Raw genomic sequence first — 25189 nt, 5'->3', positions numbered from 1 at the left:
TGTTAAAGAACATTGCGACGTTGTCGCTAGGGATGCGTATAATACATCCTTAATTTTTCGAGTCAACACTTAATTTCAAACTTTCTTTCGATTATTTGAAACCGAAGTTTTACTTAACTCTCTGCTACGTTGTTCAGCATCTTTCGTTGCTGCCCGCCGTGTCAGTGGGGTCGCATTATAGGGAGATCCAAAAACAGATCAACACTTTTTTTCGATCTTTTTACTGTTCGCTCAAAAAGCGAACTAAATTTACCGAAAACAGCAAAAACGGTCGCTATTATGGCTGTTTTTTAAGCCAATATTCATAATTTAATGCAAATTTCATTGCTATGTTCATTTAACTCGTTAAGATAGCAAGTTCACAATGTTAAATTAATGTTTATTTCTTGTTTATTGGTAGATCAAAATGAAATTACCCGATCAAAAATCTTTTCTTTTCTCCGTTATTCTTGCTGTTTTAGGTTTTGTGGTTGTTAAGTTCGCACTTGCAAGCTTAGCTTTAGACCCAGCATTGCTATTTGGTGCAGGCTTATTAATTGGTGCTTTAGTTATTGCAGCACTTTCATCAGCGTCAAGTGAGGAGGCCGAAGTAAAAACAAAAACACTTTATGTTGGCAACCTACCTTATCGTGCTAATGAAGGTGTTGTTCGTGCTTTATTCGAAGAACAAGGCAAAGTTTTCAATGTACGTTTATTAAAAGATAAAAATACAGGTAAACGTCGTGGCTTTGGTTTTGTTGAAATGGCTGAAGCTGATGCAGATAAAGCAATCAATCAATTAAATGATAGCGAATTCCAACAACGTACTTTAAAAGTGCGTGAAGCAAAACAAAAACAAGAGAACGAAGCTAACAGCTTTCGTGAGGGATCTGATCAGTCAGCGTAATAAGCTCAACGCTTAATTGCGAATGACCAATAGGAGCCGTTGCATAATAGTGCAGCGGCTTTTTTTTATCTGTAGTAAGAGTAAAGCCTCGTAGAGCAATTAAACTTTCAACGCGCTTAGCAATCGCTTTGCCTGAGTCAATAAGGAAGATCTGTTGTTTATAGTAGTCACTAATCGCTCTGGCTAGTAATGGAAAGTGTGTACAGCCAAGTACCAATACATCTATATCTTCTGCTATCGCTAAATCACTCAATACATTCTCAAGCTTTGCTTCATTGATTTTCTGCGTATGAAATAGTGTTTCAGCAATTTCTACCAGCTCAGTTGAGCCATATAAGCTCACTTGTGTGTCTTGGCTATGAGTACTAATTAAGTTTGCAGTATAGCGACTCTTGATGGTTGATGGTGTTGCCAGTAAACCAATATGTTTGCTGTTACTTATAGCGCAAGCGGGTTTTATCGCAGGTACTACCCCGACAACTTCTATATTTGTGTGCTGGCGAATAGTTTCTAAGGCAGAGGTAGAGGCGGTATTACACGCAATAACTAGGATATCAACGTTTAAGTTTGCTGTTTCGATAAACTGTAGTAGCGCAAAAAGGCGGGCTATGATCGTTTGCTGACTTTGCGCGCCATAAGGCAATAAAGCATTGTCCATAAAATAACTATAATCAGCATCTGGGATCAATACTTGGATCTGTTCAAGTACGGTTGTTCCACCTATACCAGAATCAAACACCATTATATGAACTGACAAACTGCTTACCTCGGATCATCAAAGGTCAGCAGTTTGCCATGCAGCTTTATAAAAAGAAAGAAAGGACTAAGCCTCTTCTTCTGTTGCCGAGCGAAGCTTATTCATTTGCTCAAACATTGCTTTGGTATAATCCACCAGCTTACTGACTTCTTCTTTATCTTGGTTTAACCATTGTAAGATGCCAGCCAGTTCATTTTGCAAACCAATGTCACCCGCTTTATTAAACGCCTGTTTCAAGTCGTCATTAAATGGCGCTATTTTCTCAGCAACTTCTTTTTCAGGGGCTGGTTTATATTCTTCATAGCCTTTAATCGCTGCTACTGTTTTGGTTTGTTTCAGATCCATCGTAAAGCCAACGAGTTGCTCGTTACCTAAGTTAAGCTCTTTAGCTTGTTCAAAGGCATCTTCTAATGAACCAGAGAAGAATGTTTCGCTAACACTCTGCAAATCTTCCATCAATTCATTGATAGCTTGCTGCTCTTGCTCATTTAAATCACCATTGACCGACATCGAGAATGATAAATCTCGTGATTGCGAAGACTCACTGACAAAGGCTTCGTTGTCGCCATTTTTGCTATAACTGCTTGCAGACTTACTTTCGTATGCATCAGCAAAGCTAATACTTACTTCGTCACCTTCAGCGGTGGTGAAAGTGTACTCTGCGTTATTACTTAAACTGATGTATTGAGCTTGGCTTACTGAAACCGCATTAGGTTTAGGATTGAACAAGTCTTCTTCTAATTCATCAATACCTTTAAAGATACCTTCTTTAGACTTTTCGATACCCTCTTCGATGTCATCGTTAAGAATACCTGACTCTTTAAGCTCATCATACGCATCGTCGATGCCCATTTGCACACCTTTACGTGCATCACCTAGCATGCCTTTGAGTTTTTCATCATCAGCACCATCGGCTTTTGCTTTACGAAGTGCGCCGCCAACAAAGTCGAGTACGTTTTTCACGATCTCTTCAAAGTCGAACAAGGGTTTATCTTTTTTCTCTTCGGCTTTAGGTAAACCTAGTGCCTCAGCAAGTTTATCATCAAGAACTTTTGCCGCGAGCTCTCTGCCGCGTTGCTGATAACTATCTTGACGATTTTGAATGGTAGGCTGCTGCAGTGCCTGTTTACCATTGTATTTATTCACATTTGTATTAGGCATATAGCCTAGGTTGCCAATTTTCATGATCCGACTCCATGTTATGGTTAACTCATTATCGGCCAAAAACCACAAAACTTAAGTTTTTTGTATAAAAAAACGACACTAAAATAAATAACAAAACTAGACAAATCCTCAGCGCTCCCTACAATAGCGCCGTTATAAAGCTAAGAGATAAAAGGTAATCAGCCATGGCGGTTATAAAAATTGATACAACTCAATACGATGCACAATTGAGTGAGAAAGAGCAGCGCATCACCTCACAGTTTCGACGTTTTGGGGTCGAAAAATTAGAAGTGTTCAGCTCTGATCCTATTCATTACCGCCAACGTGCAGAGTTTCGTGTTTGGCATGAAGGTGAAGACCTGTTTCACATCATGTTTGATCAACAAACTAAAGAAAAGATCCGCGTTGATGAGTTTGACCCTGCAGCACCTTTAGTGGGTGAAGTGATGCAAGCGATGATCGAAAACTTAAAAGACAATGAAGTTCTGCGCCGTAAGCTGTTTCAAATCGATTACCTTTCAAGCTTAAGTGGTGAGATCCTTGTTAGCTTGTTGTATCACAAACAACTAGATGAGCAGTGGCTACAAGCAATTAAAGAGCTTAAAGCAAAACTGAGCACACAGTTTAAGATTGATTTTATTGGCCGTGCTCGTAAGCAAAAAGAAGTGATTGGTAATGACTATGTTATCGAGCGTTTAAACGTAAACGGTAAAGAGCTTATTTATCAACAAGTCGAAAATAGCTTTACGCAACCGAATGCTAAAGTAAACATCAAGATGCTAGAGTGGGCACAAGCCCTTTGCCAACCACTCAATAATGACTTACTGGAGTTATATTGTGGGAATGGTAACTTTTCGATTGCTCTTGCAGGCTCATTCGACCGCGTATTAGCCACTGAGATTTCAAAATCATCGGTTTACTCAGCGCAATACAATATCGCACAGAACAAGGTTGAGAACTTAGATATCATTCGTATGTCGAGTGAAGAGTTCACCCAAGCAATGAAAGGCGAACGTACTTTCTCTCGTTTAGATGGTATAGACCTGAAAAGCTATAACTGCCAAACAATTTTAGTGGATCCACCACGTGCAGGCATGGACACGCTAACGTGTGACCTAGTTGCGAACTACGACAATATTATTTATATCTCGTGTAACCCAGATACCTTAGAGCGTGACCTTGATCACTTATGCAAAACCCATGAAGTAAAACGTTTTGCGATTTTTGACCAATTCCCTTACACCCACCACATCGAATCAGGTGTGTTTTTACAACGTAAATAAAATCAATCTGCCAGCGCAGCAAATAGCGCTGGCAACTGCTGCTCGCTGTATACAGCTATATTATTGTCGGTTAACAGCTTTGCAGTTAATCCCATCCCTGAAATTTTCTTTCCTGAATGACTACCATCGTAAATAGTATTGCGACCACATGAAGGGCTTGATTCTTTTAACAGCGCATAGCGAATGCCCTGCTTTTTGCAAAGCTTAAGTGCTTGTTCTGCGCCATAAGCAAACTGTACTGTGACATCTTGTGCATCTTTGGTAAGTACTCTACCCGCTTTGATTTCTGCAGGCGGCCTTGGTGTAGGTAAGCCACCAGCTACTTCAGGGCAGAATGCAACGAGCCTTCCTTGCTGTTTAAGAGTTTCTAAACCAGGATGGAGTAAATTTTGCGATTGCCCGTCATAACGAACAGGATTTCCTAACAAACAGCTTGAAACTAATAGTTTTTGCATTTGCTTTACCAACAAAAAAGCTCCGCGAACGGAGCTTTCTATTAAATTCAACTAACTAAGCTTATTTATCAGCTAGGTAGTTAATTAAGTCTGCCATGCTCTTCGCATCGCTAATACCTGAATCCGCACCTAGGATTACACGGTATTTACCATTAACAATAAAAGTTGGAACGCCTTTTAAAGCACCTTTTTGTTGGTAATATTCTTGGTCGCGTTTCATCTTAGACGCCATAGTACGTACAGAGAAGCTGTTGTAGTACTTATCAAAATCTTCAGCCGACACACCTTGTGAAACAAAGATGTCTTTCATATCAGCTAGTTCGTTAATACGAGCACGCTTACCGTGAATATGATTAAACACAGCGGCTACTAACGCGTCTTTCTGTGGTAACACATTAGCCGTCGCATAACCTTGCGCTAAGATAGTCTGAATTTCTGGGTCACGAGGACCTGAAAAATCAACATGACTCTTTTTAAATTTAACGCCATCTTTAAGAAGTGTTTTAAGCTCTTTCACTACTGGCTCGAAGTTATTACAGTGTGGGCAGTAGAATGAGAAGAACTCTTTTACTTCAGGCTTTTTAGAAGCGCGTGCATCAATCGTTTCATAATGCTTACCTTCTTCATATTGAGCAGCTGAGGCATTTGCCGCTAAACCTAGCGTGGCAGCCATTAATACAGCTTTTACTAACTTGATCATTACTTCTTACTCCAAAATTATTGTTTTAATAAAAATTCGACTAACTCATCAAGCATCTGCTGGCTCTTGATGGTGTTTAAATTAATTTTATATTTATCATTGACGATAAAAGTTGGTACACCAGTAAGGGCGCCCATATCTGAATATTTTTGCTGCTTATCTTGCATCGCTTTTTCAGCACTAATCACTGGCATGCTTGCAATTTCAGCGTCAAACACATCGTTGCTAATACCATTGGTCGCAAGTAATGCTTTCACGTCTTTTATATCTTTTAGTAAAGCGCGCTGTCTGTGGATGCTATTAAAGATTTGCTCAGCAACTTGCTCACCTTTGCCATGTTGCTTAGCAATTAAGTAGGCATAGCTTAAGTTACTTTGCGTTTGCTTAGATACACCACCTAAAAAGTTAACATGGCTTTTTACAAATTCAGTCCCTTCAGGAAGACTTGCCGTTAATGCTTTTGCGACCGGTTCAAACTGAAAACAGTGTGGACAATAAAACGAAAAGAACTCGGTTACTTGAGGTGTTGCACTTTTCTCAACTTTTAATACTTCGTATTGATTGCCTGCTTCGAAATCAGCAGCAAGGGCCGCAAAAGGTAAACATAAAATGAGTAGACTTAACTTTAATTTTTTAAACATTGTTTTCTCGTCTTTCTTAACTTTAAAAATTTATGGTAATAATTTTAATGGTGCTTCCTGTAGCGCTGCAAGCTGTTCTTTTAGCGCTAGTATTTGCTGCTCCCAGTATTTGTCTTCAGCAAACCATGAAAAGTTCCGTGGGAACGCAGGATCATCCCACCTTTTTGCCAACCACCCCATGTAATGCACCATTCGCATTGCTCTAAGTGGTTCAATCAACTTTAATTGGCTGTGATCAAAGTCGCAAAATTCTTCATAAGCAGCCACTAAGGTGTCTAACTGTAACAGTTGGTTGTTACGATCGCCACTGAGCATCATCCAAAGATCTTGAATTGCAGGCCCTTGTCGGCTGTCATCTAAATCAACAAACATTAACGCGTCACCAGACCACAATATATTACCGGCATGGCAATCGCCGTGCAGACGGATGGTTTCAACATTTTTATACTGCTCTGTGGTTTCTTTAATCACCAAATCTAAAATAGTATAAAAGGCGTTCTCTAATGCCATTGGCACCAAGTTACTTGCTTGTAACTGAACTTTAGCTGTCTGAAGGTATTCTTCGCAGCTGATTACAGGCCTATGTTCAAATGGCTTTGCCTTAGCTACTTGGTGCATTCGCCCAATTAAGCGGCCAAGTACATCGAGTTGATCTAAATTATCAACTTCAAAAATGCGCCCGCCCACACTTGGGAATAACGTAAACAAATAACCATTATGCTCAAATAAGCTTTGCCCTTCGATAATAACAGGCGCAACAACCGGCACTTCAGCCTCGGCAAGCTCAAATGCAAACGCATGCTCTTCTAAGATTTGCGCCTTAGTCCAACGCTCTGGTCGGTAAAACTTAACAACATAACGATGGCCATCTTCTGCTTTAAATTGATAAACACGGTTCTCGTAGCTATTTAAGGCCAGCAGACCTGATTCAGCATAAACACCGATACTTTCAACTGCATCTAAAATTGAATCGGGTGTAAGGTCTACAAAACTAAATTTACTCATAATGCCTCATCATATAAAAAAAGCGGGAAAATCCCGCTTTTTATTCGTTCGCTCAGTGTACTTAATTATCGCGCCTTAAAGAAGTTACTCGGCTGCGAAATCTGCACATCTGGCTCACCATCGACAGAAAGTACGAACTCAAACTTCGTCATGGGCTTTTTCAAATCATAAGGATCAACAACTAATGACAGTGGCACATTATAAGATTCACCAGAAGGTACTGTGAATGTTTGTTTGCCGATGTACTCAAAGTTATCGAGTCCTTCAACACGAATGTTAAAGGTTTGCTCATGTTGAGCTTTGTTAATTACTTTTAGTGTATAGGTGTTTTCGACTAAACCATTAAAGTCAACACGATATAGCTGGTTACGGTCACGAATAATATCGAGTTCCATCGGTTTGCGCATCGCAATATTTGCTACTAACGCCCCTGATAGCACGACTAAGATAACTAGATAGCCAATTAACTTAGGGCGCAGTGCATGTGTTTTGTTGTCTGGCGTTTCTAAGTTACGCTCGGTGGTATAGGAAATGAGCCCGCGTGGGTAATTCATTTTATCCATCACCCCATCACACGCATCGATACATGCACCACAGTTAATGCACTCGTATTGTAAGCCGTTACGAATATCGATCCCCGTTGGGCAGACCTGCACACATAAGTTACAGTCGATACAATCACCTAAGCCGAGCTCTTTTGGATCTTGCTTACGTGAACGAGGACCACGGCTTTCACCACGTGCTTCGTCATAGCTCACGGTAAAAGTATCTTTATCGAACATAGCTGACTGAAAGCGAGAATAAGGGCAAATGTGTAAGCACATAATCTCGCGCATCCAACCGGCATTACCATAGGTACACACAGCAAATACGGCTAGACAAATATACGAATACGCGGTTGCATCAAGGGTAAACAGATCAGGCAGTAGCTGACGGATTGGCGTAAAGTAACCTACAAAAGTAAATGCGGTATAAAGCGAGAATAACCACCAGCTGCCGTGTTTAGCAGTTTTGCGCCAAAACTTATCAAAGTCCATTGGGCGTTGATCTAGTTTCTTACGTTGATTTGCACTACCTTCAAACTTTTCTTCAAACCAAATAAAAATGAAGGTCCAAACGGTTTGTGGGCATGTATAACCACACCAGACCCGACCATAAAAGGTCGTCACCAAGAACAACGCAAACGCTGCCAACATTAAAATGAAAGCAAGGATAGTCAGATCTTGTGGCCAGAGGGTTAAACCAAAAATGTTAAATTTTTGCCCCACCAAATCGAACAACACAGCTTGTTGGCCATGGAAGTTAATCCAAGGTAGTAGCATAAATGCAAGCATGCCGACAAAACCAATTCGTTGCCTTAACAGTTGGTGTAAACCCGTTACAGCTCGGACATAAATACGGTTACGTGGATTAAATCTATCATCGAGGGAAGCGTTTTCCGGTTTCTGGATTTTTACTTCCGTTGGGATATTTTTAACCTTAATCTGTTTATCCATTAAAATTCCTCAACGCCACTAGGAAATAATACTCAAACATATGTTTGCAGTAAGAGATTCTCTGTGCCAATAAGCAAATCAGAATACATCTCATTACGTTCAAAGATTTCTGAAACTTTAAATCTATAGAGCATTATACTCAATCTATAGAAAATTTCAGGGATTGATCGAAAATACGACGTTTTAATTATTTAATCTTATCTGCTTGCTTTTAAAACGACCATTTTATTAAACTTGCACCTATACCGTATTTATTTAGATCAAAGATTATTGTGCTATGAAAAAATTTCTTATTTTAGTGCTTATTATTTTAGCACTTTTCACGATTGATCATCCTTTGATCAAAGAGCCAAGAGAAAGGTTACTAGGTGAAGGCGTTAGCCTTATTTCTGATGCCAGTAAAGTCAACCGAAGTCCTGCGGCAAATATGGCTAAGAATAATATTAAATCACAGCTGAATTTATCTAATTCAGAGCTTGAGTATATTGAAGAGACATTTACCACTGACGATAAACTACAAGTTTTTCACTTACACTACTGCCGTGAAAAAGATATTAACTTATATTTTTATGGCGAGCGCTTAAATCGAGTATGTAGTATTGTCTCGAACGCACTTGAAGAAAGGCTAAACAAGTAATGGACTTTTCAGCTTTAAACAAAAAAACCAGCGACTCGTTTGCCAAACAGCGCAATATGTTAAAAAAGCTGGGTAAGGGGCAAACCTTATACTGTGAAGTATGTAAAGGCGCCCTTACCTTAAATTTGAAGACTGATCAGCCTGGTAAAGGCGTTGTAAGCTGTGCCAAAGGTTGCACAGACATTCTTTTAGAGCTGGGTTAGTTCCAGCCCTCATCATTATATAGCTGGCTATTTACAGCAACGACTTCAATTAGCTCAGCAAAGCCAGCGGCGAATTCATTCATAACTTCATACTGCTGCTGGCATAGTTGCCCTTCAGATAAACCATTATCAGTTGCAAGGGCTGCAATTTCACTCGTTTCAAGGGTAAAAAAGCCTAAGCTTTGCAGTGCACTAGCCAACGCCTCTTTAAGCTCATCAGCTAACTGTGGCGCGCTTAATAGCTTGTTAACGTAACCTTGCGCACCATGCATAAAACCTTGGCTCCAATGCTGACATTCTTGAATATCTAGGTATTGTTGTCCTTGAGAACTCAGCTGTAGGCTCACAGGTAATGCAAAACCCGTTTCGAATACTTGTTCGCTGATCTGTTGATATAAAGCCATAAATGCAAACAGCACTTGCTCGTCCATTTTCCCATCAGAGCCAGGTGCAACCTCTTCTAACCACTGATGAACATCAAGCGGCTCAGGAGCACAGATCACCGCAAATAAGTAGCCTTGGGTTTGCGACAAGCTAAGCGCATCTTGATGCTGCGCTAAAAACTGACTTAAAAGCTCACTTTGCTGCTTTGAAAACTCAGGTAATTGCATATTATTCGATTAATCCAATTTAAAAGTTAAGCGGATAACGGCCTTCGTTATCAGGACGACCAAGAAACTTAGCTGCATCATGCACTTCTTTTGGTAAGCTTGCTTCAGGTTTAATATAACCAGCTACTTTAAAGTCTAGATTCGCTTTTAGGACTGCATCAGCTTCAAGCCCTAAACGGTTTTCTGGGTCAACAAGCACAGCTACATCACCGGATTTACAGCTTAAACGACCGCTCAGAGGACCAATGCTAAACCAGTTGTTCATTCCTTTCACATCAATGTTCGGGCTCGCGATTTCGCCGCTTAGGCTTTCACAGTAAGGCTCGCCTGAGCTGTACTCATCTAAATCTACAATCACACGACCTTGCGCACTAACCGGCAAAGGAAGTTGTAAACGCTCCATAGCACGCTCAACCGTTAAGCGTAACATCGTCTTTTTCACAGTGATAGCTTGGTTAAAGAGACCATATGAAAAATCACCATGGCCTGAAATATCCGCTTTATCACGAGGATCCCCAAAGCGTACCGTACCCACTAATTTACCTGTGAACAGTGACCAGCCCGATAACTGCCAACGCACATTATTTAATTGCTCACCATCAAAACGTACCTGCATAATGCGACCGTCCCATAGCGTGCCACTGGCTTTACCTAATTGTAATTGCTTTGGTAAATGTGGCTTGGCTAAATCAAGTGCAACGGCAGCGGGTGTTTTTACCAGCGTAAACACCAAAAAACACATCACAAACACTGTGATTAATAAAATAACTCTTTTCATCGTTTACTTCTCTAGTACCAAACGACTTACACGCACAAAGCCTGATTTGTCATCTTTACTTAAATCTAAATTCTCAACTAGCACGCCATGTGAATTAACCAGTTCATCTAACCATTCAACAAGGTTATTAAACTCAACAGAGTCAATGGTTAAACGAAGTGAATTGTCATTTGGCTGCATTTTGCTAATGATAATTTGATAACGATTGCGGGTGCTATTAACGATTTGGCTTAAGCTACGGCTGCTCGTATTACGCGCGTTACCACTCGCTTTAAGTTTAACAATACTTTCATCAACCCACGCTAGCAGCTCTTGCTGTTTTATTGTGTCTTGCTCTGCTTTTTCGATAGCAGCGTTAAGTGGACGAAAGACCCCCATAACCAGCACAAAAATAACAAACACACCACCTGCAACCATTACAAGTTGCTGCTCTTGTTCTTTTAACGAGCGCCAATAATTGATTATTTGGTTTTTCATGCCGCACCTCGTAACTTAATTTCACCAACGACAAAATCACCATCATTATTTAGAGAGCCTTGATCTACGGTTAAGCCACGCTGCTCTAAAATTGCTTTTACTTTACTAAATGACTGGAAATCTTTGCCGCGCGCACGAATACGTAATTCGTTACGACCTTGATCATAGCGAAGCGTTTCTGGTGTGAAATCTTTTACTTCACTAAAAATCGCAACCAGATCGTTAGTCAAATCTAAGAAGCCAGCTGTACTGCCACTTTCTATCAATGCAAGTTCGCTGCGAATTTGGCTACGAATAAGCTGAGGACGCACTTTTTTATTTGGAAAAGCACGCTGATAATTAGCAACCACTTCAGCTTTTGCGGCTTCAAGCTGGTTATTTAACTTATAAAGCTCAAGCGACTTAACACCTACACTGCAAACTAATGCAACACCTGCTGCAATAGCTGCTTTTTGCCAATAGCCCCACCAAATTGCTGATTTCTTCTTAAGCTGATAAACACCTTGGCGAAGGTTGAATTTCACCTCAGGTAACTGCTTAGCAAATAAGGCTAAAGGTAAATCGTATTGCTGCGTTTGAGCACTAAGGTTAACCGTATCAGGAAAAGCCGTTGCAGGGCTAAAGTGTGCAACATCAGGGTTACCTAATGCTGTTAAATAGCCAGCAAGCCAACTTGTCTCTACAGCGGCAATATGCCAGTTACCCTGCTTACATAGCCACTGACCATTAAGCTCAATAGCGCGTAACTGAGTGTTGTCATCGACATCAGGTAACAATAAAGCATCCGGCAGTATTTTATATACTTCGATGCCATGCTCATTGAACTCAGCCAGCCATTGCTCAAACCATTCACGATCGGTCATCGCGATGTTAATCGCGTGCTTCTCATCAATAAGTGTTGGCTCTGCAATCGCTATGAATAAGTCATCAACATCACAGGCTATTTCTTCTTCTAGCATGTAAGGAAGTGCTTGCTCTAACTTGCGGCTCCACTTGGTTGGCAATGCGACCGTTTTTAGTTGTACTTGATCACTTGGTAGTAGTACAACCACTTCCCGTGATTGTGCTCTCTCTGTTAGCTCACCAAGTTGTGTTGCATTGGCAATTTCGCCGCTAGCAATTATTTCTTGTTCTGTTGGTGAGTAAATTAGCCAGTTAAGGCTGTCTTTTAATGTTTGACCCGTACGGATCAACAATATCTCTGTCACTGTACGCCTCCAAATTTTCGCGCCAGTATCGTTACTGTACCATTAGTGGCATGGAGTAAGGTGGTCATCGAAAAACGCAGTTCTGCAAATTCAGCCTGCGTTTGTAGTTTAAAATATTCACTGTTGATACTGAATAGGTCTTCAACGGCTTTCACATTTTGTGCGCCTTGTTGATTAACCTCTTCAAAAAATGCTTCTAAATCATCATAACCATCTTGAGGACGTGATGATAATACCGCTTCAGCGCCTGAAAGACTTAAGCCATCAATAAGCGAGCTTAATATAATGGCACTTTCTACAGGTAGTGTATTAACGTTTATTTCTAATAACTCACTACCTGGAATAACACACACAAATGGTAAAAGTTTCTCCATAACGAGTGGGTTAAAGCCTTTTACTAAACGAAGTTCTGAGGTCGAAGCAAAATAGCTATTTGCCGTCATATATGGGTATTGTCGAGATAAATACTCATCTTCTTCTGCACCTGAGCGATAGGTAATACTATCAGCGTCTAACCAATCAAACACGCTATCGGCCATGGCTTCTTCAGACTCATCTGTTGGTAAGTCTTCAATATTTTCTAATAATGCCAACAATGCCTTATGTGCTGGGTTCGTTTTATTATTTGGATCCGTTTGTTGATCAGGCTTTACATGCAATGCATTTAAATTCAAACATGCTTGTAAGTCTGTAATTGTGCCACTTAAGGTACCATTATCAACAGGGTAAGGGACCCCACCCTGCTGCGCCCAGACCTGCTCTAAATGCGTTTTATCAGGATCATCTTTTTTAGTTTGTTTTAGTGCTTTAATTGCCAGCTCTTCAGCTGCAAAGGCATACCATTTAGCCTGTTGATGGTTTTGAATATTGCTACTACGCTGCACTTGCACCATTAAATTAGCACTCATCTCAACGGCTAACATAGCAGCCAGCGCCACAATAAATAGCACAATAACAAGCGCAGCACCTTTAGAACGTTTAATAGTAGTCATAGCTAACCACCCGTTCCGTTATTATTACCATTATTTGCTTGGGCAGTGACTTTGCCTTCACCTGGCACTAAAAACACGCGACGAATGGGTTCTTGTTCTATTTTTTGAATTGTAACTGCCACCGCTTTTGGCAGTGCTTTAATTTGCCACTGTTCTTGCCATTCGTCTTTATCATCTAAAAATTCAAATTTAAGATCTTCAATATCTTCCAAAATAACTTGTGAACGCGGCTCCATGTTATCTAGTTGATCAACATACACCCGATACACTCGCTCAAGCTTGTCATCTATGACACGATAACCAACCGCTTGCAGTTCAGAACGCGGCAGTAAGTTAATTGGGTTAACCCAACCATCACGAACAAAACCAATGCCATCGTATTGGCTATCAAGAACATAACGACCAGCTAACACATACGTGTCTTGAAAATCACCGGCTTCGTTTCGCACCTGACGTTTAGTCATTTGACTAAAATCTTGGTCCATCAAACGAAATAAGGTTTGAAAGCCATTTAACTCAGCAATTGTCTCGTCTGAGGCTTCTTTTGCTTTTGTTGTCGAATCCAGTATTTGATGGGTCGATAACACCACAAAGGCTAAGATGCCCATGGCGACAATCACTTCAAGTAAGGTAAAACCGCGTTGCTTCACTACTTATCACCTTTATTCAAATAAGTAGAAAGCTCATAAACTGGGTATTCAAGCTTTTCATCGGCGAACACGTTAATGGTGACCTTTACAAAGGTTTTATCAGCAGTAGGAACCACGTCCTGACGCCAATACCATTCAAAACCAGCGAGCGTTTCAGTCCCTTTAACGCCATTTTTGCCTGTCCATTTATCGCCTTTGGCGCGTTGCTCAACCATTACGTTCTCAGCAACCCAAGAAGCATAAGTTTGCTCTTCAATCGACGAAAGATGATTAATATGCTCACCGGTTGCCTGCATTGCGGCAATACCGGCCATTGCACAAATAGCCAGTGCAACCATCACTTCAAGTAAGGTAAAACCTGCTGACTTATTCATTATTCAGGCTCCATACGAAACTTTACCGGGGCCATAAATTCGCCTTCGATAAAATACTGAGGTTCACGCTCTTCTTTAAGCTCGTAAACCAATTGAAACGCACTGACTTCGCCAGAAGATAAAATAAGTACCTGCGGTATTTTGAGCTTTTGAAGCTCAAGTAGGCTGTCTTCGTCACCACCGCTCATTAATTCGCGCCAGTTTGACTGCTCTAGTAAGTTATCTTGTGCCCAGGCTAAATCATCAAGGTTAAGAGTGAGCTTAAAGCGCTCATCAACCTTAATTGGGGCAAACAATTTTTCACGGTCAAAAGTAACCCACTTATCACCGTCAAAAACTAAAAATTCAAATGTATCTTGGTCAAGATGAAAACCCAGCTCAACCTGATTTAAAATCGCAAACTCAGACGCCATATTAATCGTAGTATGTAATCTGAGCGCTTGTTTTTCGAGTTCTTCTTCAGCACCACCATCAAAACTGTAGGCAACCATTTTGGTGACAAAACCAATCACCACGAGCACCATTAATATTTCGATGAGGCTAAACCCTTTCGCGTGCTTAGCACGGCCAGCCAAACGCAAACGACCAAGGCTTACCATAATAGTAAGCCTTGCTGTGTATAAGCTTTGTTCAGTTGGCTGAATTTAGGCATTATTACTTTTCTTCATCCCAGTTACCGATGTCATCATCAGTACCTGCTTCACCATCAGGACCCATTGAGAAGATATCAATTTTACCGACTTCTCCTGGGCTGATTAGCTGGTAAGGGTTACCCCATGGATCTTCTGGTAATTTCTCAAGGAAACCGCCATCAGGAAAACGCCTTGGAATTGGCTCAATACTTGTTTTATTTACTAGCGCTTCTAAGCCTTGCTCTGTGGTTGGATACGCTTTGTTTTTAAGCTTGTATAAGCTTAACGCATCTTCAATTTGTTGAATATCTAGGTGTGCTTTATCGATTGCAGCTTCTTCTTGCTGACCCATGATATTTGGCGCCACAATTGACATGATCATACCGATGATAACCAGTACTACCATGACTTCTAGTAATGAGAAACCTGACTGTTTGTTCACAAAAATACCTCTAACTTTCTTCAAAAATTTATTATAGAGCGGCAGTGTTAGCTGCTAATTGCTCTAGTGTTCCCTAATTTAAAGACCTACAGCCTTATTCATTGCCATAATCGGCTGTAGTATTGCCATAACAATAAACAATACAATTACCGCCATTGAAGCAATCATCGCAGGCTCTAATAGTTTCAGAGACACGTTTACCATGCTCTCAAACTCACGATCTTGGTTATTTGCAGCACGCTCAAGCATTTGCTCAAGTTCACCTGATTTTTCACCACTGGCTATCATGTGCAGCATCATAGGTGGGAAAAGTTTGGTTTGCTGAAGTGAAGCACGAAGACTCGCCCCTTCACTCACACGTGTTGCAGCATCTTGCACTGACTTTTTCATTTTTTCGTTAGCCAGTACACCACCTGAGATACGCATCCCTTCAAGTAGCGGCACTGAGCTTGACGATAAAATACTTAAAGTTCGAGCAAAACGCGCCGTATTAACACCGCGTGCTACCTTACCAATGCCCGGTAAATACAGCACTTTTTCGTCATACCAGTAACGAATATGCGGCTGCTTAAGCGCTTGCTTAATGGCCACAGCTAACACGGTTATAATGACTAAACTAATAAACCAGTAGTTTTGCACAAAATTACTGGCGGCCATTACCCATTCGGTAGTCCAGGGTAATACTTGTTTTGATTTTTCGAAGGTCTTCAGGATTTTTGGTACCACAGTACCTAACAATACAGAGACAATCGCAATAGCAAATACCACCAGAATAGTTGGATAAACCATCGCCTGTGTGATTTGACTGCGCATATGCTGACGTTGTTCCGTGTAATCAGCTAAACGATTTAAAACTTGGTCTAGGTGACCTGATTTTTCACCGGCTGCCACCATGGCACGATACAAATCATCAAATACATGCGGAAATTCACTCATGCCATCTGCTAAGGTATAACCTTCAACAACCTTTGAGCGCACAGCCATAAGCATTCGCTTTAAACGCGGCTTTTCACACTGCTCAGCCACCGCCATGACAGCCCCTTCAACAGGTAATGCTGACTGGATTAAAGTTGCGAGCTGGCGAGTGATTAATGCTAAATCTGAAGTCGAAATTTTTGGTTTAAAGAAGCTACCAAATAGAGAGCCCTTTGCCCCAGTCGCTTGCTTTTCACCTTCTGCAGCAGCAACGACTTCTAAAGGCATTAAACCTTGATCGCGCAAGGTTTGGCGGATTTGTTTTACCGTATCAGCTTCAAGAATGCCTTTTTTCTCTTTACCTCTGCCATCGAGGGCACGGTATTCAAATGCTGCCATGATTAACCTTCCTCACGTGTTACACGCAGGACTTCTTCTAAGGTAGTGCGACCTGCAAGTACGCGATTACAGCCATCTTGGCGAATACTTGGGCTATGTTTGCGAATGTATTTTTCAACACTTTGTTCGCCTTTACCGCTGTGGATCATTTCGCGAATTGTTTCATCAACAACCAGCAATTCATGAATACCAGTACGACCGCGATAACCATTAAAGTTACACTCTTCACAACCAACTGCACGATAAATTGTTGGCGGCTCAGCAGGATTAACACCTAATAACTGGCACTCGCGCTCATCAGCAATGTGACCTTCTTTACAGCTATTACATAAAGTACGTACAAGACGTTGTGACAATACACCGAGTAACGATGATGACAGTAAGAAAGGCTCCACGCCCATGTCTTCCATACGCGTGATAGCACCAGCAGCTGTATTAGTATGCAGTGTTGACATAACCAAGTGACCGGTTAATGACGCTTGCACACCAATTTGTGCCGTTTCAAGGTCACGGATCTCACCAACCATTACTACATCAGGATCTTGACGAAGGATGGCACGTAAGCCTCGGGCAAAGGTCATATCTACCTTGGTATTAACCTGAGTTTGACCAATACCTGGGATCTCGTACTCGATTGGATCTTCAACAGTAAGAATATTGCGGTCTCGTGAGTTGATTTGGCTCATCCCCGCATACAAGGTGGTACTTTTACCAGAACCCGTAGGACCGGTTACTAAGATAATACCGTGCGGCTTACTGATTAAATCAGCAAACAATTCACGGTTACGCTCAGTCATACCTAAATCTTCTAGGTTTAGGCGCGCGTTGTTTTTATCAAGTAGACGCAATACAACACGCTCACCAAAACTTGATGGCATTGTCGATACACGCACATCAACAGCACGACCAGCAATACGTAAACTAATACGACCATCTTGCGGAATACGTTTTTCAGCAATATCTAGCTTTGCCATAACCTTAATACGCGACACCAGCAGTGAAGCGAGTTTGCGGTTCGGCTTTAACACTTCTTTTAATACGCCATCAACCCTAAAGCGAATTACCAGCTCTTGCTCAAAGGTTTCGATATGAATATCTGAAGCACCTTCTTTGATTGCTTCGCTGAGCATTGCGTTGATCAGTTTGATGATTGGTGCATCGTCATCACCAGCTAGTAGATCTTCAGTTTGCGGTAATTCATCTGCAAGCGAGAATAAATCAACCTCGTTACCGATATCTTCCATCATTTGCTGTGTTTCAGAGCTATCACGCTGATAAGAAGCCTCAAGCAACAGCTCAAATTTGTCATCAGGTAATTGTTCTAGCGAAAAACCATGACCCGCAATACGGCGTACTTCAAGTAAAGCATCAACATCTAACTCACCGCGGTAATACACAGTCCAGTTATCCTGATCTTTACTCAATAATATGCCTGTACGACGCGCGTACGAGAATGGCAAACGCTTGGTTGGCAAGCTAACAAGATCATCACTTGTTAGCAGCTCATCATGACTTGCCGGCGCTTCTGACGCTAACTCATCATTGATTTCTGTAATTGCATTAGTCATCGTTGCGCTCATTCGCGTTTTGTTGTTTTAGGTACTCTTCGTACGTTGGCGGTAATATCAAAGCATCATTCCATTCAGGAAGAATTGGTGCATCCGTCAACGGCATTAAATCAATACCATCTTCTTTTTGTTTGTGTTGTTCGCCACGAATAAAGTTATATTTCGAGTGGCTCAATTTATTCATGCTGATGCCATCGCGAACAATCGTAGGACGAATAAATACAATTAGGTTACGCTTACGCTTACTCGTGCTGGTTGAGCGGAATAAATGACCAAGTACCGGAATATCACCTAATAATGGTACTTTAGAGACACTTTCTTGCACGTCTTCATCAATCAAGCCGCCAAGTACAACCATGCCGCCATCATCAGCCATAACCGTGGTTTTAATAGCACGTTTGTTTACTGAAATATCAACCGCAGTCGCACCACTTACACTTGAAACCTCTTGCTCAATAGTTAATTGAACTGCTGAGCCATCATTGATCTGTGGTGTTACTTTCAGTTTCACACCCACTTCTTGACGTTCAACTGTTTGGAATGGGTTAGCGTTATTTGAGCCTGTTTGCGAACCTGTGATAATAGGTACTTCTTGACCAACAATCATTGACGCTTCTTCGTTATCCATGGTCGTTACAGACGGCGTAGCAAGAATATTAGAGTTAGTGTCCGTTGAAACAGCTTGGATAATTGCACCCCAGTCATTTTTAACAATACCCATAGCTAGACCATTGATACCACCAAGTAGTGACGCAAGTGCTGTTAAGTCACCTTCTTGTGTTTCAGAGGTACTTGTCACAGTGCCAGTTTCAGTACCGACTACCGTGCCTTCAATCGTTTTATCACGCGCTTGTTCAGCAGCAACAGCTAACGAACCAACAGGTACTGTGGTGCCATTGTTGAACTGCATCATTCCGCCTTGCTCTGAAATCCACTGTAAGCCTAAGTTGATACCATCGGCTTCTAACACCTCAACGATAATAGCTTCAACTAAAACCTGAGCACGACGAACATCAAGACGTTCAATAACTTGCTCAAGCGAACGCATGGTGTCAGGCTGTGCAGTGATTACGAGTGAGTTTGAATCTGGGTGTGCTTCAATGCTTGTTTCGTTTTGATTACGTGAGCGAGTTTTTGTTGCACCGCCTTGCGCGTCTTCTGCTAATGTCTTGCTTACGCCCTGCAATACTTTTACAAGGTCTTCTGCTTTGGCGTAATTAAGATAGATAACCTTAGTATTACCTTGGTTTTCTAGCTCACCATCTAAACGGCTAATCAATTCAACAGCACGTGTACGCGCTTGTGCTTCACCACTGACAATCACACTGTTAGTACGACCATCAGCAACAACTTTAGGGATTAAAAACTCAGGAACACTCCCTTTGCCACCATCTTTGTAAATATTCTCAACAACAGACACTACATCGTCAGCGGTAGCAAATTTAAGTTTGACGATATCAACACGCTTATCACCGGCTTGGTCAACCGAACGAATGATTTCAACTAAACGGTTAACTGACGCGGCATGACCGGTCAACATCATCACGTTTGCTGCATTGAAGTTAGCAACGTGGCCGCCATCTTTTTGATCACTAAATTGACGAACTAGAGGGCCAAGCTCTTGTACGCTTACATTTTTAACACGTACAACACGTGTCACCATCATATCGCCACTGGCTTGGTTATCTTCAGTGATCAGCGGTACGTTCGACTTTTTAGCGTCAGAACTTTTTTCAATTTTGATAATACCGTTATCCATCTCTACAGCTGAATAACCATAAACCTCAAGTACATTTAAAAAGAACTGGTAATAAAGCTTCTCGTCCATTAGCTCGTAACTGCGCACATTGACTTTGCCGCGCACATTCGGGTCAATAATGACGGTTTTATTTAGATTTTTACCAACGATATTAATAAATTCATTAATATCAGTGCCTTTAAAATTAGCCGCATACTCAACAGCAGATACTGAAAGCGATAATCCTGTTAATAAAAAAAGCGCTGCATATTTAGCTAACCCTTTTTTGATTTTTGTGAGGTGTAGCGCGTGAACCATTCTATAAAAACTCCAAAGCTAGTTATTGCAGGCTAAATTGCACATCAATTTGCTCACCATCGCGTTCGATAGTGATACTTGCGTCAGTACTATTTCGTAATTCGTTTATTGCTGACATTGCCTGTTTTAAATCATTTAATTGATAGCCATTAATCGCAATAGCTAAATCATTGTTCATTAATCCCATCTGCTTGAATAAAGCAGGATCTTTACCTGGGCTTAAGCGATAACCCACTAACTCGCCATCAACCATCGCTTGAGAGACGCGAATGTAGTCAAATAGTTTACCGGGATCGTCTAATACTTCTTCACGCGTTTCGATAAGAGCTTCTTTTACATCTTCATCTTCAGTCGCATTTATTTCATTATTTTCGACAAGCTGAGGGCCTGCGGTTAATTCTGACTCTTTGCGCTCCGCCAATACAGGCATAGAGACTTTTTTAGTAAAGTCGAGGCCATCCAGCATTAAAGTTTCAAAGCGGCCGCTTACATCTAAAATTACTCGGTCAGGTAATACTTGAGCAAGCTTGGCACGAGTGCCTTTAATTGCATCATCGACAACATAGGTTTCTTGCTTGCCTTGAGATTCAATAATAGCAAGACCCGCTTGATCATTTTGGCTGACCGCAACAATACCAGTTAGGTTAATACTTAGACGTGTTTCAGGGGCGTTGTTAATGACTTGATTTTGTTTCGCGGCAGGTTTTTTAGTTTCGACAACAACTTTGCCGAATAGATTTTGTTCAATAATTTGGCGAGAGCTGACTGTCTCAACTCGTTTAGCCATGCTGTTAACACCGGTTACTGGCAGTGCTCTTGTATCGGGTTCTGGCCACACAAGCCAAAACAGCTTAGATGACAAAAAAGCAATGTAAACAACAACTAACAGCACTACAAATGCACTTAGCTTGGCATGAGGTAAGCCGTTTAAAAACTGTTTAACTTGTTGTAAGTGTTGATCCATAAACTCTATTTCTTATTTTAATTTACTGCTTGATAGCTGGCCTATAGTACCTTTTCATTTTTCATTCAACAAGCGCACGTATATTAAACTTTGTAAACAAGGTAATTTCGACAAACAGGGGCTGCAAGGAATAACTATGACTATTTCTTTGTGATTAAGTTTCATGGTAAATTTTGCCTACATATAAGCAGCTTTAAAAGAGCACAATTGTGTCAAAAGGTAACACTCAAAAGTCGCAAGACAAACAAGACGAATTAAGCGTGCGCCTTGATAAATGGTTATGGGCTGCCCGCTTTTATAAAACCCGCTCAATAGCACGAGACATGGTGCAAGGCGGCAAAGTACATTATAATGGACAACGTACCAAGCCCAGCAAAATTGTCGAAGTAGGTGCAGTGGTAAAACTGCTACAAGGGGTCGACGAAAAGGTTGTGACAATCGAAAAGATCCTTGAAAAACGTCAAGGTGCCCCCATTGCACAAACCTTATATCAAGAAACTCAAGCTAGTATTGAAAAACGCGAAGCAAATGCTATCGCCCGTAAGAACAACAGCTTCTTTGCTCCACATCCTGATCGTAAACCAGATAAGAAGCAAAGACGTGAACTGTTAAAAATGAAATCAAGTTAGGTAATGCAACTCATGCAACAAGATTTACTTCATCGTTATATATTTGATCAGCTCGATGTACGTGGCGAACTCGTACAAATTGAAAACACTTATCAAGAGATGATCGCAAACCATAATTACCCAGCACCTGTGCAAACCTTATTAGGTGAACTACTTGTTGCTACCTGCTTATTAACAGCTACTTTAAAGTTTGAAGGCGAAATTGCCGTTCAACTACAAGGCGACGGCCCTGTTAAATATGCGGTAATTAATGGTGACGATAAACAAAACATGCGAGGCATCGCACGTCTACAAGGTGAAGTAACCGGTAGCTCAATAAAAGACTTAATTGGTAATGGCTATATGGTTATTACAATTACGCCAACAAAAGGTGAGCGATACCAAGGTATTGTACCGTTAGAGCACGATAGCTTAGATAAATGCCTTGAAAACTATTTTGAGCAATCGGAACAGTTAAAAACACGTCTTTGGTTTGCGACTGAAGTAACAGCAGACACAGCCAAAGCTGCAGGCTTATTCTTGCAAGTATTACCTGTAAATAAAGACAAATCAGTTGAAGACTTCACTCACCTTGAAGCGATCAGTAACACGATTAAAGATGAAGAGTTACTAGGTTTAGATGCCAATACTGTGCTGACTCGACTTTACCATGAAGATAATCCTCAGTTATTCGAACCACAGTCTATTAGCTTCCGTTGTGGCTGTAGCAGAGACAAAACAATTGCTGCATTAGTAAATGTAGGTCAAGACGAATTACTTGCCGACGTGCAAGCAAATGGTGAAGTAAAAATTAGCTGTCATTATTGCTTAAAAGAATACATCTTTAACGAGCAAGATATTAAAGCCATATTTAATTAATATACCACAATAAATATTATTATATTAAAAGCCGCCATCAGTGCGGCTTTTTTATTAAAAAAAATATCAAAACTAATGATACCGGTGTCATGAAAAAGCGCCATTTTATGACACCGGTATCATTGAAATTATTCATGTTTTTTGCCAAATATATGCCTTTTTAAGCCCTTCAGACACTCGAATATCCCTAATCCTTCTGTTACTATTATTTTAGCAAAAGGGAAAACTAAGAACCCCAGAGCTATCCCGTTCAATCTCTCACAATTTAGGTATAAACATGACTGCAAACGCTACTAGTTTTGTTGATCTTACAGCAGCTGAACTTGTCGAACACGCTATTCGTCGTGGCGAAGGGACTCTAGCCGCTAATGGTGCTTTTGTTGCTAAAACCGGTGTACGCACTGGCCGCTCTCCAAAAGATCGTTTTATTGTTCAAGAGCCAAGCACTGAAAACGAAATCCAATGGGGCAACGTAAACCGCCCATTCGATGCAGACAAGTTTGATGCGTTATGGGCCCGTGTAGAAGAACACGTGAAAAGCAACGACCACTTCATCTCTCACCTAGAAGTTGGCGCTGATCCTGAGCACTATTTACCAGTTGTAGTTACAACAGAAACTGCATGGCATCATATTTTTGCCAAAAACATGTTTATCGAACCTCAAACATACAATACTGCTGACTTCCCTGAGTGGCAGGTAATGAATGTACCTTCATTTGTATGTGACCCAGAGCGTGATGGCACTAACAGTGACGGCACTGTAATCATTAACTTCGCACAACGTAAAGTACTACTAGCTGGTATGCGCTACGCAGGCGAAATGAAGAAATCAATGTTCTCTGTACAAAACTTCCTGCTTCCTGCAAAAGGTGTATTACCAATGCACTGCTCTGCAAACGTAGGTGAAGCAGGCGACACTGCGTTATTCTTCGGTCTATCTGGTACAGGTAAAACAACATTATCTGCAGATCCTACTCGTTTCCTTATTGGTGATGACGAGCACGGTTGGGCACCTGGTAGCGTATTTAATATCGAAGGTGGTTGTTACGCTAAATGTATCGACCTTTCACAAAAGAACGAACCAGTTATTTGGAATGCAATTCGCTTCGGTACAATCTTAGAAAACGTGGTACTTGACGAAAACCGTGTTCCAGATTTCCATGATACAAGCCTGACACAAAATAGCCGCGCAGCTTACCCGCTAGAGCACGTTGAAAAACGTAAAGTAGAAAACCGTGCTGGCGAGCCAAAAGCGGTTGTATTCCTAACATGTGACGTGAGCGGTGTATTACCACCAGTTTCAGTACTAACTGAAGAAGCTGCTGCATACCACTTCTTAAGCGGTTACACAGCAAAAGTAGGTTCAACTGAAATCGGTTCAACAAGCGACATCGAGTCTACATTCTCAACATGTTTCGGTGCTCCGTTCTTCCCACGTCCTGCAGGCGTTTATGCAGAGCTTCTAATGAAGCGTGTACGTGAATTCGGCGCTAAAGTATACCTAGTTAACACAGGTTGGACAGGTGGCCCTTACGGTACTGGTCAACGCTTCGATATCCCAACAACTCGTGCTGTAGTTGATGCAATCGTGTCAGGTAAACTGGCAGATGTTGAAACTCAACACATCGACGTACTTAACCTAGATGTACCAGTTTCAGTTCCTGGTGTAGACAGCCAACTTCTTAACCCAATCAACACATGGGAAGATAAAGAGAAGTACGCAGAATACGCGAACAAACTAGCTTCTGACTTCACTGAAAACTTCGCTAAATACGATGTTTCAGAAGCAATCAAATCAGCAGGTCCAAAAGCTTAATATCAAGCTTACCCTCAGATTAAAAAACGCCAGCTATATGCTGGCGTTTTTGTTTTTGGGGTATAAGTTAGAAAGAGTAAAGTTAGAAAGAGTAAAGTTAGCGAGGGGAAAGTTTAGGGTCTGGCGTAGGTTGGGTAGAGCGGAGCGAAACCAAACAAATCACAGAGCTATCAGCTTTCAGCCGTCAGCTATCAGCCGCGCGGTGGAGGTGTTTGGTGCTGCGTCTTCCTCTGCCGGGGGCTCTAGGCTCTAGGCTCTAGGCTCTAGGCTCTAGGCTCTAGGGAAATTGTACTTATAGGAATGGCTTTAGCCGTGAATGTGTTTGTTATGGTCTAGATTCGGCACTGAAGTGCCTCCTACGGGGTTTGTTGCTGAAGGAGACTCTGTACAGGACAACCCCACCGCTTAGCTGACATCTGAGATACGCATCACGTAGAAATGGCTTTAGCCATGAATGTGTTTGTAAAGGTCTGAATTCGGCACTGAAGTGCCTCCTACGCGGATTCTTGCTGAGGGTGACACAGTACTAAATAAACCCACCGCTCAACTGACGTCTGAGATACGCATCACGTAGGAATGGCTTTAGCCATGAA

The 25189-nt window shown here is 41.4% G+C and carries 27 protein-coding genes; 7 read left to right on the top strand and 20 right to left on the bottom strand.

The genetic code is table 11. From position 1 onward, the window contains the following. Positions 1-406: 406 nt before the first annotated feature. Positions 407-886 (top strand): RNA-binding protein, encoded by a 480-nt coding sequence (locus AN394_RS18715; protein WP_054564068.1) that lies wholly within the window; start codon positions 407-409, stop codon positions 884-886. Here the strand turns inward: AN394_RS18715 and murI are convergent. Beyond that, a complete protein-coding gene (gene murI, locus AN394_RS18710; RefSeq protein ID WP_054564067.1) occupies positions 849-1643 on the bottom strand; it encodes a glutamate racemase in 795 nt (264 codons plus the stop codon). The two genes, AN394_RS18715 and murI, sit on opposite strands and share 38 nt — an antisense overlap. A 66-nt stretch (positions 1644-1709) precedes the next feature. Next, positions 1710-2828, bottom strand: coding sequence for a DUF5610 domain-containing protein (locus AN394_RS18705; protein WP_054554859.1), 1119 nt, complete (start codon positions 2826-2828; stop codon positions 1710-1712). A 164-nt stretch (positions 2829-2992) separates the two neighbouring features. On the opposite strand from AN394_RS18705, the gene trmA reads away from it, so the two are divergent. Further along, entirely contained in the window at positions 2993-4090 is a 1098-nt protein-coding gene (gene trmA, locus AN394_RS18700) for a tRNA (uridine(54)-C5)-methyltransferase TrmA (protein ID WP_055022241.1), read from the top strand. A 2-nt stretch (positions 4091-4092) separates the two neighbouring features. On the opposite strand, the gene AN394_RS18695 is transcribed toward trmA, so the two are convergent. The 5 genes from AN394_RS18695 to ccoG form a co-directional block, all read right to left on the bottom strand. Further along, positions 4093-4545, bottom strand: a complete 453-nt coding sequence (locus AN394_RS18695; protein WP_054554857.1) for a DUF523 domain-containing protein — start codon at positions 4543-4545, stop codon at positions 4093-4095. A 61-nt stretch (positions 4546-4606) separates the two neighbouring features. Next, positions 4607-5245 carry a thiol:disulfide interchange protein DsbA/DsbL gene (locus AN394_RS18690; RefSeq protein ID WP_054554856.1) on the bottom strand — a complete coding sequence of 213 codons (639 nt, stop codon included), beginning with the start codon at positions 5243-5245 and terminating at the stop codon, positions 4607-4609. Between the two features lie 17 nt (positions 5246-5262). Continuing rightward, positions 5263-5886: a thiol:disulfide interchange protein DsbA/DsbL gene (locus AN394_RS18685; RefSeq protein WP_055022240.1), complete on the bottom strand. Its 624-nt coding sequence runs from the start codon at positions 5884-5886 to the stop codon at positions 5263-5265. A gap of 30 nt (positions 5887-5916) precedes the next feature. Then, a complete protein-coding gene (locus AN394_RS18680) occupies positions 5917-6891 on the bottom strand; it encodes a serine/threonine protein kinase (protein WP_055022239.1) in 975 nt (324 codons plus the stop codon). Positions 6892-6956: 65 nt separating this feature from the next. Next, a complete protein-coding gene (gene ccoG / locus AN394_RS18675) occupies positions 6957-8387 on the bottom strand; it encodes a cytochrome c oxidase accessory protein CcoG (RefSeq protein WP_055022238.1) in 1431 nt (476 codons plus the stop codon). A 277-nt stretch (positions 8388-8664) separates the two neighbouring features. Here ccoG and AN394_RS18670 point away from each other — a divergent pair, with 277 nt between their 5' ends. Both AN394_RS18670 and AN394_RS18665 read left to right on the top strand, forming a co-directional pair. Further along, positions 8665-9024 (top strand): hypothetical protein, encoded by a 360-nt coding sequence (locus tag AN394_RS18670; protein ID WP_054564062.1) that lies wholly within the window; start codon positions 8665-8667, stop codon positions 9022-9024. Beyond that, positions 9024-9227: a hypothetical protein gene (locus AN394_RS18665; RefSeq protein ID WP_054564061.1), complete on the top strand. Its 204-nt coding sequence runs from the start codon at positions 9024-9026 to the stop codon at positions 9225-9227. Before AN394_RS18670 ends, AN394_RS18665 begins: the two co-directional genes overlap by 1 nt. On the opposite strand, the gene AN394_RS18660 is transcribed toward AN394_RS18665, so the two are convergent. The 13 genes from AN394_RS18660 to gspC form a co-directional block, all read right to left on the bottom strand. Then, the gene (locus tag AN394_RS18660; RefSeq protein WP_054564060.1) at positions 9224-9838 is read right to left on the bottom strand and encodes a YecA family protein; all 615 of its coding nucleotides are present in this window, start codon (positions 9836-9838) and stop codon (positions 9224-9226) included. The genes AN394_RS18665 and AN394_RS18660 overlap by 4 nt on opposite strands. A 19-nt stretch (positions 9839-9857) precedes the next feature. Beyond that, positions 9858-10616, bottom strand: coding sequence for a type II secretion system protein N (locus tag AN394_RS18655; RefSeq protein ID WP_054564059.1), 759 nt, complete (start codon positions 10614-10616; stop codon positions 9858-9860). 3 nt (positions 10617-10619) lie between these two features. Further along, positions 10620-11093, bottom strand: a complete 474-nt coding sequence (gene gspM, locus AN394_RS18650) for a type II secretion system protein GspM (protein ID WP_054564058.1) — start codon at positions 11091-11093, stop codon at positions 10620-10622. Then, the gene (gene gspL, locus AN394_RS18645) at positions 11090-12301 is read right to left on the bottom strand and encodes a type II secretion system protein GspL (RefSeq protein ID WP_055022237.1); all 1212 of its coding nucleotides are present in this window, start codon (positions 12299-12301) and stop codon (positions 11090-11092) included. Before gspL ends, gspM begins: the two co-directional genes overlap by 4 nt. Then, positions 12298-13293: a type II secretion system minor pseudopilin GspK gene (gene gspK / locus AN394_RS18640; protein ID WP_054564056.1), complete on the bottom strand. Its 996-nt coding sequence runs from the start codon at positions 13291-13293 to the stop codon at positions 12298-12300. The genes gspL and gspK overlap by 4 nt, the downstream gene beginning before the upstream one ends. 2 nt (positions 13294-13295) lie before the next feature. Beyond that, positions 13296-13943, bottom strand: coding sequence for a type II secretion system minor pseudopilin GspJ (gene gspJ / locus AN394_RS18635; protein WP_055022236.1), 648 nt, complete (start codon positions 13941-13943; stop codon positions 13296-13298). Beyond that, positions 13943-14317: a type II secretion system minor pseudopilin GspI gene (gene gspI / locus AN394_RS18630; RefSeq protein WP_054564054.1), complete on the bottom strand. Its 375-nt coding sequence runs from the start codon at positions 14315-14317 to the stop codon at positions 13943-13945. The genes gspJ and gspI overlap by 1 nt, the downstream gene beginning before the upstream one ends. Continuing rightward, on the bottom strand, positions 14317-14916 hold the full coding sequence (locus tag AN394_RS18625) for a prepilin-type N-terminal cleavage/methylation domain-containing protein (RefSeq protein WP_054564053.1): 600 nt from the start codon (positions 14914-14916) through the stop codon (positions 14317-14319). Before AN394_RS18625 ends, gspI begins: the two co-directional genes overlap by 1 nt. Before the next feature lie 55 nt (positions 14917-14971). Continuing rightward, positions 14972-15391, bottom strand: a complete 420-nt coding sequence (gspG, locus tag AN394_RS18620) for a type II secretion system major pseudopilin GspG (protein ID WP_054564052.1) — start codon at positions 15389-15391, stop codon at positions 14972-14974. A gap of 78 nt (positions 15392-15469) precedes the next feature. Beyond that, positions 15470-16705 (bottom strand): type II secretion system inner membrane protein GspF, encoded by a 1236-nt coding sequence (gene gspF / locus AN394_RS18615; RefSeq protein WP_054564051.1) that lies wholly within the window; start codon positions 16703-16705, stop codon positions 15470-15472. A gap of 2 nt (positions 16706-16707) precedes the next feature. Continuing rightward, positions 16708-18273: a type II secretion system ATPase GspE gene (gspE, locus tag AN394_RS18610; RefSeq protein ID WP_055022235.1), complete on the bottom strand. Its 1566-nt coding sequence runs from the start codon at positions 18271-18273 to the stop codon at positions 16708-16710. Next, entirely contained in the window at positions 18266-20329 is a 2064-nt protein-coding gene (gene gspD / locus AN394_RS18605; protein ID WP_054564049.1) for a type II secretion system secretin GspD, read from the bottom strand. The genes gspE and gspD overlap by 8 nt, the downstream gene beginning before the upstream one ends. A gap of 22 nt (positions 20330-20351) precedes the next feature. Further along, positions 20352-21293 carry a type II secretion system protein GspC gene (gene gspC / locus AN394_RS18600; RefSeq protein ID WP_054564048.1) on the bottom strand — a complete coding sequence of 314 codons (942 nt, stop codon included), beginning with the start codon at positions 21291-21293 and terminating at the stop codon, positions 20352-20354. Positions 21294-21499: 206 nt separating this feature from the next. Between gspC and hslR the strand changes: the two genes are divergently transcribed. From hslR to AN394_RS18585, 3 genes are all read left to right on the top strand, one after another. Continuing rightward, on the top strand, positions 21500-21922 hold the full coding sequence (gene hslR, locus AN394_RS18595) for a ribosome-associated heat shock protein Hsp15 (RefSeq protein WP_370316790.1): 423 nt from the start codon (positions 21500-21502) through the stop codon (positions 21920-21922). A gap of 12 nt (positions 21923-21934) precedes the next feature. After that, a complete protein-coding gene (gene hslO, locus AN394_RS18590) occupies positions 21935-22780 on the top strand; it encodes an Hsp33 family molecular chaperone HslO (RefSeq protein ID WP_054564046.1) in 846 nt (281 codons plus the stop codon). Between the two features lie 277 nt (positions 22781-23057). Further along, complete coding sequence (locus AN394_RS18585) at positions 23058-24596, top strand: phosphoenolpyruvate carboxykinase (protein WP_055022234.1); 1539 nt, start codon at positions 23058-23060, stop codon at positions 24594-24596. Positions 24597-25189 lie beyond the last annotated feature (593 nt).

Source organism: Pseudoalteromonas sp. P1-26 (genome assembly GCF_001401795.1).
Classification (GTDB): domain Bacteria; phylum Pseudomonadota; class Gammaproteobacteria; order Enterobacterales; family Alteromonadaceae; genus Pseudoalteromonas.
This window is presented reverse-complemented; position numbering and strand designations above follow the sequence as displayed.